Origin of the sequence: Inquilinus sp., assembly GCF_039594555.1 — a bacterium.
In the GTDB taxonomy this organism is placed as follows: domain Bacteria; phylum Pseudomonadota; class Alphaproteobacteria; order DSM-16000; family Inquilinaceae; genus Inquilinus.
Genome location: NZ_JBCNNF010000232.1, coordinates 1 through 11,057 on the forward strand (window position 1 = coordinate 1; position 11,057 = coordinate 11,057).

11 protein-coding genes are annotated in these 11,057 nt (G+C 70.7%); 6 read left to right on the top strand and 5 right to left on the bottom strand.

Annotated features, from left to right (window positions below):
- From ABDW35_RS22560 to ABDW35_RS22580, 5 genes are all read left to right on the top strand, one after another.
- Positions 1–873 (top strand): aliphatic sulfonate ABC transporter substrate-binding protein (locus tag ABDW35_RS22560; RefSeq protein WP_343716131.1); only part of this gene is annotated, 873 nt, incomplete at its 5' end.
- A gap of 2 nt (positions 874–875) precedes the next feature.
- Entirely contained in the window at positions 876–1,703 is an 828-nt protein-coding gene (locus ABDW35_RS22565) for an ABC transporter permease (protein ID WP_343716132.1), read from the top strand.
- A 2-nt stretch (positions 1,704–1,705) separates the two neighbouring features.
- Positions 1,706–2,500 carry an ABC transporter ATP-binding protein gene (locus ABDW35_RS22570; protein WP_343716141.1) on the top strand — a complete coding sequence of 265 codons (795 nt, stop codon included), beginning with the start codon at positions 1,706–1,708 and terminating at the stop codon, positions 2,498–2,500.
- Between the two features lie 9 nt (positions 2,501–2,509).
- On the top strand, positions 2,510–3,019 hold the full coding sequence (locus ABDW35_RS22575) for an OsmC family protein (RefSeq protein WP_343716133.1): 510 nt from the start codon (positions 2,510–2,512) through the stop codon (positions 3,017–3,019).
- A 129-nt stretch (positions 3,020–3,148) separates the two neighbouring features.
- Positions 3,149–3,448 carry a putative quinol monooxygenase gene (locus ABDW35_RS22580; RefSeq protein ID WP_343716134.1) on the top strand — a complete coding sequence of 100 codons (300 nt, stop codon included), beginning with the start codon at positions 3,149–3,151 and terminating at the stop codon, positions 3,446–3,448.
- A 126-nt stretch (positions 3,449–3,574) separates the two neighbouring features.
- Here the strand turns inward: ABDW35_RS22580 and ABDW35_RS22585 are convergent, their stop codons facing one another.
- Positions 3,575–4,471 (bottom strand): LysR family transcriptional regulator, encoded by an 897-nt coding sequence (locus ABDW35_RS22585; RefSeq protein WP_343716135.1) that lies wholly within the window; start codon positions 4,469–4,471, stop codon positions 3,575–3,577.
- A gap of 92 nt (positions 4,472–4,563) precedes the next feature.
- Between ABDW35_RS22585 and ABDW35_RS22590 the strand changes: the two genes are divergently transcribed.
- On the top strand, positions 4,564–5,403 hold the full coding sequence (locus ABDW35_RS22590) for an SDR family oxidoreductase (protein WP_343716136.1): 840 nt from the start codon (positions 4,564–4,566) through the stop codon (positions 5,401–5,403).
- 31 nt (positions 5,404–5,434) lie between these two features.
- Here the strand turns inward: ABDW35_RS22590 and ABDW35_RS22595 are convergent, their stop codons facing one another.
- From ABDW35_RS22595 to ABDW35_RS22610, 4 genes are all read right to left on the bottom strand, one after another.
- Complete coding sequence (locus ABDW35_RS22595; protein ID WP_343716137.1) at positions 5,435–8,425, bottom strand: bifunctional YncE family protein/alkaline phosphatase family protein; 2,991 nt, start codon at positions 8,423–8,425, stop codon at positions 5,435–5,437.
- 131 nt (positions 8,426–8,556) lie between these two features.
- The gene (gene cysW / locus ABDW35_RS22600; protein ID WP_343716138.1) at positions 8,557–9,462 is read right to left on the bottom strand and encodes a sulfate ABC transporter permease subunit CysW; all 906 of its coding nucleotides are present in this window, start codon (positions 9,460–9,462) and stop codon (positions 8,557–8,559) included.
- Positions 9,446–10,300, bottom strand: coding sequence for a sulfate ABC transporter permease subunit CysT (cysT, locus tag ABDW35_RS22605; protein ID WP_343716139.1), 855 nt, complete (start codon positions 10,298–10,300; stop codon positions 9,446–9,448). The genes cysW and cysT overlap by 17 nt, the downstream gene beginning before the upstream one ends.
- Positions 10,301–10,313: 13 nt before the next feature.
- Positions 10,314–11,057: sulfate ABC transporter substrate-binding protein (locus ABDW35_RS22610; RefSeq protein ID WP_343716140.1), on the bottom strand; the 744-nt coding region annotated here is incomplete at its 5' end.

Here is an 11,057-nt window from a genome sequence, read left to right on the forward strand (position 1 = left end):
GACTGGGCCTATTACAACCCGGTCAGCCTGGTGCTGAAGGACAAGGGCTGGCTGGAGGAGGCGCTGAAGCCGCAGGGCGTGTCGGTGACCTGGGTGCAGAGCGCCGGCAGCAACAAGGCGATCGAGTTCCTGAACTCCGGCAGCGTCCAGTTCGGCTCCACCGCCGGCGCCGCCGCGCTGCTGGCCCGGATCAACGGCAGCCCGATCAAGGCCGTCTATTCCTACTCCAAGCCGGAATGGACCGCGCTGGTGACCAATGGCGACAGCCCGGTCCGGTCGGTCGAGGATCTCAAGGGCAAACGCGTGGCGGTCACCCGCGGCACCGACCCCTATATCTTCCTGCTGCGCGCCCTGGCCGATCACGGGCTGACCGAGCAGGATATCGAGGTGGTGCTGCTGCAGCATGCCGACGGCCGCAACGCGCTGATCGGGAAGCAGGTCGACGCCTGGGCCGGGCTGGACCCGATGATGGCGCAGGCGGAGCTGGAGCAGGGGGCGCGGCTGTTCTACCGCAAGCCCGACCTGAACACCTATGGCGTGCTGAACGTGAACGAGCAGTTCGCCGCCGACCATCCGGAGGTCGTCGAGACCGTGATCCGCGCCTATGAGCGGGCAAGGACCTACGCCCTGGCCCATCCGGACGAGCTGCGCGCCGCCCTGGTCCAGGCCGCCGGCCTGACCGACGCGGCGGCGGCGAGACAGCTGGAGCGCACCGACCTGTCCGGCCCCGCGATCGACGCGCCGAAGCGCGACACCATCCTGGCCGCCGGGGTGGCGCTGCAGAAGGCCGGGGTGATCGAGTCCGGGGTCGATGTCGCGGCCACGGTCGACGCGCTGCTCGACGCGCGCTTCAAGACCGCGCTGGCGCAGTAGCCATGGCCAGCCTCGACCCCGCCGCGACCGCAACCGGACTCCGCGATCCGAGGGCCGCCGGCGCGCTCGGCACCGTCGCGGTCGGGCTGATCCTGCCGGTCGGGCTGGCGCTGGGGTGGGAGGTGCTGGCCGCGCTCGGCGTCGTCTCCACCCACCTGCTGCCGCCGCCGTCGCAGATCCTGAAGACGCTGGGCGACCTGGCGGCGCGCGGCGTGCTGCTGGACCACATCCTGGTGACGCTGTGGCGGGTCTGGTGGGGCTTTCTGCTCGGCGCCGCCGCCGGTACGGTCCTGGGCGCCGCCACCGGGGTGTGGCCGCTGGCCCGCCGCCTGCTGGACCCGACCATCCAGGCGCTGCGCAGCATCCCGTCGATCGCCTGGGTGCCGCTGTTCATCCTGTGGTTCGGCATCTTCGAGACGCCGAAGGTGCTGCTGATCGCGGTCGGCGTGTTCTTCCCGGTCTACCTGACCCTGGCCGGCGCCATCGCCTCGGTCGACCGCAAGCTGGTCGAGGTCGGGCGGATCTACCGCTTCGGCACCTGGGACCTGGTGCGCCGCATCCTGCTGCCGGCGGCGCTGCCGACCTACATCACCGGCCTGCGCGGCGGCCTCGGCCTCGGCTGGATGTTCGTGGTGGCGGCGGAGTTCATGGGCGCCAGCAAGGGCCTGGGCTACCTGCTGGTCGACGGCCAGATGACCGGCCGCCCGGCCACCATCCTGGCCGCAATCCTGCTGTTCGCCGTGCTGGGCAAGCTGACCGACATGGCCCTGGCCGCGCTCGGCGCCCGGCTGGTGCGCTGGCAGGACGGCTTCCGTCCGGAAGGGGCGTGACCATGCTGTCGCTGCAGGGCGTCGCCAAGCGTTATCCGACCGGGCTGGACGCCCTGGCCGGCATCGACTTGGCGGTCGAATCCGGCGCCATCGTCGCCGTGGTCGGCGCCAGCGGCTGCGGCAAGAGCACGCTGCTGCGCCTGATCGCCGGGCTGGAGCGGGCCTCGGCCGGCGCGCTGTCGGTCGCCGGCCACCCGGTGGACGGGCCGGGCGAGGATGTTGGCGTGGTGTTCCAGGAGCCGCGGCTGATGCCCTGGCTGACGGTCGAGGCCAATGTGCGCTTCGGCCTCGGCCGGCTGCCGCGGGCCGAGGCGGCGCGGCTGGCGGCGGAGGCGATCGCCCGGGTCGGGCTGTCGGGCTTCGCCGATGCCTGGCCGCGCCAGCTGTCCGGCGGCATGGCCCAGCGCGTCGCCATCGCCCGCGCTTTGGTGGCCCGGCCGAAGGTGCTGCTGCTGGACGAGCCGTTCAGCGCGCTCGACACCTTTACCCGGCGCGACCTGCACCGCCATCTGCTGGAAATTCGCGACTGGCTGCAGCCGACGCTGATGCTGGTGACCCACGACATCGACGAGGCCTTGGCCCTGGCCGACCGCGTGGTGGTGCTGGCCGGCCGCCCGGGCCGGATCGCCGCCGACATCGCCGTGGCGCTGCCGCGAGCCGAACGCGCCGGAGCGCCGGAGCTGCTGCGCCTGCGCGAGGCCGTGCTATCCTCCCTGGCGCCGCCGCGCGATGCGGCGGCCGGCCGCGATGCGGGCGCCGCAGGGGCCCGCGCTTCGGCCGTGCCCGTCACGATCTGAGAGATCACCATGGATGCGGATTCGCTGCGCGCCCTGCAGGCGCCGCTGAAGGACAAGTATCGCGAGGCGCCGGATGCCGCCCTGGTCACCCTGCGCGCCAAGGGGCGGCTGGGCGAGGAGGGGGTGACCTGCAAGGTCGAGACCGGCCGCGCTTTGGCCGAGGCCGGGCTGCACCCGGCGACCGGCGGCGACGGGCTGTCGCTGTGCTCCGGCGACATGCTGCTGGAGGCGCTGGTGGCCTGCGCCGGGGTGACGCTGAAGGCGGTGGCGACGGCGCTGAACCTGCCGATCACCGGCGGCACCGTCTCGGCCGAAGGCGATCTCGATTTCCGCGGCACGCTGGGTGTGGCGAAGGATGCCCCGGTCGGCTTCCGCGCCATCCGTCTGCATTTCGCGGTCGAGGGCGACCTGACCGAGGACCAGCGCGCCACCCTGCTGAAGCTGACCGAGCGCTACTGCGTCGTCTACCAGACGCTGCGCCAGCCGGCGGCGTTCGCGGTCGACCTGGTGACGGCCTGAATCCTTTCTGTATTCGTCGAAAACATCGGACGAATCCTTGGGCCGCTGAATCGCTGCCGCCCGCCGTCCGAGGGCTGGCGGTCCGGCCGGGCAGGGCGATAAGATCGGACAAAACGACGGAGTCTCGACGTGATCCATGTCATCGCCTTGCTGACCGCCAAGCCCGGCCAGCGCGCCGTCCTGCTGGCGGAGTTCCGCAAGATCATCCCCGAGGTCCATGCCGAGCAGGGCTGCATCGAATACGGCCCGGCGGTGGATGCCGAAGGCAGCCCGGCCCGCTTCGGCGACGACACCTTCGTCGTGGTCGAGAAGTGGGAGAGCCCGGAGGCGCTGAAGGCGCATTCCGTCGCCCCGCACATGAAGGCCTATGGCGAGCGCACCAAGGACCTGATCGCCGACCGGGCCATTCACGTCCTGACGCCGGCCTAGTAGACAGACCTCGCCAACTCCAAACCGTCATGGCGAGCCCCGAAGGGGCGTGGCCATCCAGGGGCGGCTCGCACCGGCTCCTGGATGGCCACGGCGCTGCGCGCCTCGCCATGACGGGAAGGGCGGTCAGCGCTGCTTCCTCGCCTTCTGGAAGTGCGCGATGAAGGCCCGCAGCCCGGCCGAGGGCAGGCGCTGGCGCGGGTAGTAGAGGCACAGGCCGGGGAAGGACGGGGTCCAGTCCGCCAGCACCTGGCGCAGCCGGCCTGACTCCAGATCCGCCGCCGCCGTGCGGGCGCTGACGAAGGCCAGGCCGGCGCCGGCCAGCGCCGCGTGCTGGCTCAGCTCCGGGCTGCCGATGGTCAGCCGGCCGGGCGGGTCGATGCGGATCTCCTCGCCCTGGTGCTCGAACTCCCAGCGCAGGATCGCACCGCTCGGCAGCCGGGCGCGGATGCAGTCATGGCCGAACAGGTCGGCCGGCGCCCGAGGCACGCCGCGCGCTGCCAGATAGCCGGGCGCCGCGACCACGATCATCGCCTCATCGATGCCCAGCGGCACCGAGACCATGTCCTGCGGCACGGCTTCGGCCAGGCGGATGCCGGCGTCGAAGCCGGCGGCGACGATGTCGATCATCCGGCCCTCGGTGACCAGGTCGACCCGCATCTCCGGATACGCGGCCATGAAGTCGAGCACCACCGGAAGGATCCGCGCCGAACCGCCTTCGGAGCTGTTCAGCCGCAACAGTCCCGCCGGCGTGTCGCGGAACCGGTTCACGGTCTCCACCGCCTCTGCGATCTCGCGCAGCGCCGGCTGGATCCGGGCCAGGAACTGCTCGCCCGCCTCGGTCACCGCGACGCTGCGGGTGGTGCGGTTGAACAGCCGCACGCCCAGCCGCCGCTCGAGGCTGGCGACCATGTGGCTGAGGGAGGAGGGCGACAGCCCCAGTTCCGCCGCCGCGGCGCGGAAGCTCCGATGGGTCGCGACGGCCCCCAGCGCGGTCAGTTCGGTCAAAGCGAGGTCGGCCATTATCCGGCTGCCTTCATCAACTCATCCGAGATTGAGCGGATTATCACATCAGAGAGGCGGGGGCATATCGAGGGCTCATTCAGGAGATCCCGATGACCCGCACCGTTCTCATCACCGGCTGTTCCACCGGCTTCGGCGAGGCCACGGCCCGCCTGTTCGCCACGCGCGGCTGGAACGTCGTGGCCACCATGCGCCGGCCCGAAGCGGGCGCGAGCCTGGCCGCGCTCGGCGACAACGTCCTCGTCACCCGGCTGGACGTGCAGGACCCGGCCAGCATCGATGCCGCGGTGGCGGAGGCGATCGCGCGGTTCGGCCGCATCGACGTGCTGGTCAACAATGCCGGCTTTGGCCTGTTCGGCGTGTTCGAGGCCGCGCCGCGCGACAAGATCCAGGAGCAGTTCGACGTCAACGTCTTCGGCGTCATGGACGTGACCCGCGCCCTGCTGCCGCATTTCCGCGCCAACCGGGCCGGGACGATCGTCAACATCAGCTCCGGCGCCGGGGTCTTCACCCTGCCGATGATCTCGCTGTACTGCGCCTCGAAATTCGCGCTGGAGGGCTTCTCCGAGGCGCTGTCCTACGAGCTCGGGTCGCTCGGCATCGCGGTGAAGATCGTCGAGCCTGGCGGCGTCACCAAGACCAGCTTCGGCGAGCGCAGCGCCGCCGAGGCGGGGCATTCGGCCGAACTGCCGGACTACCGTCCCTTCCTGGAGGGCGCGATGGCGATCTTCGCCGGGCTGCGCGCCTCGCGCGCCGACGCCACCAGCGAGGAGGTGGCCGAGGTGATCTGGACCGCCGCCACCGACGGCACCGACCAGCTGCGCTATGTCGCCACCGACGACATCAAGCCGCTGGTCCGGGCCCGGCGCGAGACCTCGGAGGCCAAGTACATGGCCTTCATGCGCGAGCGGATGACGCCGCGGATCGGTTGAGGGCCGCCCCGCCGGGACGGCCCGCCGCCGATCAGTCGCGGCAGCCGTTCTCCCGGCGGAAGGCTGCCAGCAGCGTGTTGCGGCCGGCGCTCAGATCGGCGCCGCTGCGGCCCGGCAGCGCCGCGTTGTCGCCCTTCAGACCATGCCAGAGCGCGGCGTTGAAACGCGCGGTGTCGAGGTGGTCCTCCTCCTCGAAATCCTGGCCTTTCATCACCGCCTGCCAATAGGCGGCGCTGCGCATCGGCTGGGTGAAGCAGCCGCCGGCCTCGGCCTTCTGCGGGCCGCGCGGCGGCAGCGGCAGCCGGGTGGTCCGCAGCACCTCCGGCACGATCGCCTGATAGGTCCAGTCGGCGGCACGCGGGTCGAACACCTCGGCCATCGGCTCGGCCAGCCCGTCATTGAGCCCCAGCGCCGGCAGGCCGAGCACCGCCTCGATGGTCTTCAGCAGGCTGACGGTGGTGTAGTGCTCCGACACAACAGCATGGCGGCGCACATAGGGCCCGGCGATCAGGGCGATCGAGCGATGGGCGTCGACATGGTCGGCGCCGTCCTGGGCGTCGTCCTCGATGACGAAGATCAGGGTCGACTTCGCGAACGGGCTGGCCGCCACCTTGGCGACGATCCGGCCGACGGCGTAGTCGTTGTCCGCCATCTGAGTCTCGACCGTGTTCACCCCGTCGACCGCCTTGTCAAAATCGCCGAAATGGTCATGCGAGACGCGCAGCAGCGTCAGGTTCGGCAGCTTGCCTGACTGGACGAAGCCGTCGAATTCGCGCTCCCACTCGTCCACCCGATAGGCGTCCGGAAACTTCTGGTCGTAGCCGCGGAAATAGGGGTCGCTGTGCGGCGCCAGCGACGGCTTGTCGGGGAAGAACACCTGGGTCTTCGAGCCGAATGGGTCACGCAGTTCGGCCGACAGCGCATTGGGATGGGCGGGCTCGTAGCGCGACCCGTCGCCGTAGAAGCCGTAGTTGCGGACGGTCAGCCCGGCCCGCAGCGCCGCATCCCAGAGATAGCCGGTGCCGGCCTCGCCGGCATCGGCCTCCTCCGGCGCGTCGGGCGCGGCGACATCGGCCGTGCCGGCCAGGACATTGGGGTCGTGCGGCGTCGCGGGATTGGCCTCCTCGCGCTCGTCCTGCTTGGCCAGGCCGATATTGATACCCCGGTTGAGGCCCTCCCAGTCATATTGCAGGCCGCGCCCGGCATAGTTGACCGGCGAGGTGCGCTCGGTGAAGTCGGTGGTGCGGGCCGCGGTCGTCCAGTTCCAGCCGGTGTTGCTGGACTCGCCGCTGTCGTAGAAATTGTCGAGCGTGACGAAGCCGAGCGCCAGCGCATGGTGGTTCGGCGTGATCGGCTGCGGCAGCAGGGTCAGGCTGGGGTCGCCATTGCCGACCGGCAGGTCGCCCAGCACCTGGTCATAGGTGCGGTTCTCCTTCACCACATAGATCACGTGATCGATCTTGGTGCGGAGGAACGCCATCGTCTCGGACCGGCTGTCATGGCCGGCGACGCTGGGAAAGTTGTTGTTCACCGCGACCTGCCAGCTCATCTCGGCGAGCTGGCGCGGCCGGGGCGCCGGCAGCGTCAGCAGCCCGGCCTTCTCCAGCTGCCAGACATACTGGTCGGCCTGCTTGCAGGGGGTGAGCGCCGCCTTCTCCGGGGCGAGCGTGTTGCGGCAGGCAAGCGGGTTGGGGCCGGCATTGGATTTGCCGTTGGCGATGTAGATGCGGGCATCGTCCGGGCGCACCGCCACCGCGGTCGGATACCATCCGGTCGGCAGCAGGCCGATCACGTGGGACGCCTGGGGCAGCTTGCCCTCTTCCTCGATCTCGTCGCCGTCATCGTCCAGCTTCGCCCTGGCGTCCTTGGCCGCCTCGGCCGCCTCCGGGTCGATCGACGGTTCGCCGAGCTCGATCACCGCGGCGGCGTTGATCCCGCCATTGGTGGCGATCAGCGTCAGCCCGTCGCCGGACAGCGCCAGCCCGTTGGCGTTGGCGCCGTGCAGCCCTTCGGGGTTGAGCCAGACCTCGGTCGGCGCGGCGGTCGCGATGTCCTCGATCACCTTGTCGGTCCCGGTGTCGACGCTGACCACCCGGTCGGTGTTGTCGAGCGCGACATAGGCGCGGCTGCGCTGCCGGTTGAGGATGATCGCCGAGGGCTGGCCCTCGACGGCCCGGCGGCCGGCGACCGTGAGGCCGTCCGGGCGGACATCGAGAGTGATCAGCTCGCGGTCCCGCTGGCTGGCGGCATAGGCCTTCCCGTCGGAGACGAAGGCCACCAGGTTCGGATAGGTGCCGCCCGGCTGGCCGGCCTTGGCGGGGTCGATCACGCCGGGACGCAGATCCGCTTCGGCCACCACCTTGTGCCCGGCGGTATCGATCAGGCTGACCGAATCGTTCTGGTAGTTGGCGACCAGGAGCTGCTTGCCGTCCGGCGAGACGGCAAGGCCTGCCGCCTCCGGCTTGGTGCCGTCGACGCCGACGCCCGCCTTGTGGCCGAGCGCGACGGTGCCGGCGAGCGCGAACTTGCCCTGGGCGAACGCGTAGTCGTAGACCACGTCGTCGACGCCGCCGGAGACGAAGAAGCGCCGGCCGTCCGGCGCCCAGGCGATGCCGAGGAAGGTGTTCGGCACCTGCACCACCTGCCGCTTGACCGGCAGCGGGCCCGACACGTCGTAGATGAACACGTATTCCGTCGACAGCTCGGGGACCGGCTTGCCATCCGGGCCGACATTGCGGTTGTAGCCCGAGGTCAGCATCAGCAGCGTCGTGCCGTCGGGCGACAGCGCCATCGCCGAGGCCTGCCCGGCCGTGAAGTCGGGCAGGCCGGGAAGGTTGGGGTTGAGCGATTCCAGCTTCGACCCGGGCATCGCCTGCGGGGTCAGGCGCTGGCCGGTCGGCAGCAGCTCGCCAACGAGCGGCGTCATTCTCGGCGGCGGCGCGTCCTGGGCGAGCGCGGGCGTCAGCGCCCCGCAGACGAGGCCGAGGGCGGCCACGGACAGGGCGAGGGGGCGCGGTGCCATGCTGAGGCTCCGTTGATCGTTGCGGCGGCGCCAGACTAGGCCGGTTGGTTGACACAATGGTGACGGCCGGCCGGATCTGCGGCGATCCGACGCCCGGGGCTGCCATCAATGTGGACGCGGGTCCCTCGGGATCAATGTCCCGGCCAGCCGGCGCGGCGGCTGTGCCGCTCGACGAGCGCCTTGGCGGCCAGCGTCACCAGGGCCAGCAGCGCCAGGGTCGAGGCGGCGGCGAAGGCGCCGACGGCATTGTAGTCGTTGTACAGCAGCTCGATCTGCAGCGGCAGCGTGTTGGTCTGGCCGCGGATATGGCCGGAGACGACCGAGACGGCGCCGAACTCGCCCATCACCCGGGCGTTGCACAGCACCACGCCGTACAAGAGCGCCCATTTGATGTTCGGCAGGGTGACCCGGAAGAAGGTCTGCCAGCCATTGGCGCCCAGCGTCGCCGCCGCCTCCTCCTCGTCGCGCCCCTGCGCCTGCATCAGCGGGATCAGCTCGCGCGCCACATAGGGCGAGGTCACGAACAGGCTGACCAGCACGATCGCCACGGGCGTGAACATCAGGCGGATGCCCTGGTCCTGCAGCCAGGGGCCGAACAGGCCGTTGGCGCCGTACAGGAACAGGTAGACGACGCCGGCGACGATCGGCGACACCGAGAACGGGATCTCGACCAGCGTGGTCAGCAGGCGCCGGCCGCGGAACTGGAACTTGGCGATCGCCCAGGCCGCCATGATGCCGAACACGGTGTTGACCGGCACCACGATCAGCGCCGTGGTCACGGTCAGACCGATGGCGTGCAGCGTCTCGCTCTGCCCGATGTTGCGGGCGAAGACCGCCAGGCCGGCGGAGAAGGCCTGGGCGAAGATCACCACGATCGGCGCCACCAGCACCAGGCCAGCGGCCAGCAGGGCCAGGCCGATCAGGATGCGCCGGGTCCAGCGCCCCTCGCCGATGCGGGGCGACCGCCGCGGCCGGGCCTTGGCGGCGGCTTCGGTCACCGGCACCACCGCCGGGTCGCGGTCAACGGCGATCGACATGGCGCAGGAACCGGGCCTGGAGGAGGTTGGTGGCCAGCAGCAGCAGGAAGGCGGCGGCCAGGATGGTCAGCGCCAGCGCCGCGGCGGCGGCATAGTCGTATTCCTCGAGCCGGATGAACACGAGCAGGGCCGCGATCTCGGTCTGCATCGGCCGGTTGCCGGCGATGAAGATGACGGCGCCGAACTCGCCGAGCGACCGGGCGAAGGCCAGGCTGCAGCCGGCCAGGAAGGCAGGCAGGATCGCCGGCCATACCACATGGCGCAGGGTCGACCAGTCGCCGGCGCCCAGCGTCCGGGCGGCTTCCTCGACGCCCTCGTCCAGATCCTCCAGCACCGGCTGCACGCTGCGCACCACGAAGGGCAGGCTGGTGAAGGCCATGGCCACGGCGATGCCCAGCGGGGTGTAGGCGACCGGGATGCCGATGGCGGCCAGTGGCGCGCCGAACCAGCCGTTCTTTGCGAACAGCGCGGTCAGGGCGATGCCGGCCACCGCGGTCGGCAAGGCGAAGGGCAGGTCGACGATGGCGTCCAAGAGGCGCCGGCCGGGAAAGCGGTAGCGCACCAGCACCCAGGCCAGCAGCAGCCCGACCACGCCGTTGAACAGCGTCGCGGCCAGCGCCATGCCCAGCGTCACCTCGTAGCTGGCCAGGGCGCGCGGCGAGGTGACGATGGCCAGGAACTGGGCCGGGGTGAGGCTGGCCGCCTTCAGCGCCAGCGCGCCCAGCGGCAGCAGCACGATCAGCACCAGATAGACCAGCGTGCAACCCAGCGTCAGCCGGAATCCAGGCAGCACCCGGCGCCGGGCGGGACGGGGGGAGGCGAGGGCGACGCTGGTCATCGGGCGCGTCGGCTCACTGGTTCACGAACACGGTGTCGAGGATGCCGCCGGAGACGAAATGCTCGGCATTCACCTTGTCCCAGCCGCCGAACACCTCGTCGACCGTGGCCAGCGTCACCGCCGGGAACTGGTCGGCGTGCTTCGTCGCGACCTCGGCCAGGGTCGGCCGGTAGAAATGCTCGGCCAGGATTTCCTGGGCCCCCGGCTGGTACAGGAAGTCGAGATAGCCCTTGGCCACCTCGGCCGTGCCGCGGGCATCGGCCACCTTGTCGACCACCGCCACCGGGAAGTCGGCCTTCAGGCTGGTCGGCGGCACCACCACCTCGAAGCCGCGGTCGCCATATTCCTTCTGGATGCCGCGGGTCTCGGCCTCGAAGGTGATCAGCACGTCGCCGGTCTCGCGCTCGACGAAGGTGGTGGTGGCGCCGCGCCCGCCGGTGTCGAACACCGGCACATGCGACAACACGGTCTTGACGAAGGCCTTCGCCTTCTCCTGGTCGCCGCCATTGGCCTTCAGCGCCCAGGCATAGGCGGCGAGGTAGGTGTAGCGGGCGTTGCCGGAGGTCTTCGGGTTCGGGAACACCGCCTGCACGTCGTCGCGCGCCAGGTCGCCCCAGTCCTTGATCCCCTTCGGGTTGCCCTTGCGCACCAGGAAGGCGGGGAAGGAATAGTAGGGCGAGGCACCGTTCGGGAAGGCGGTCTGCCAGCCCGGCTTGACCGCGCCGCCCTTCTCCAGCGCCGAGATGTCGGTTGCCTG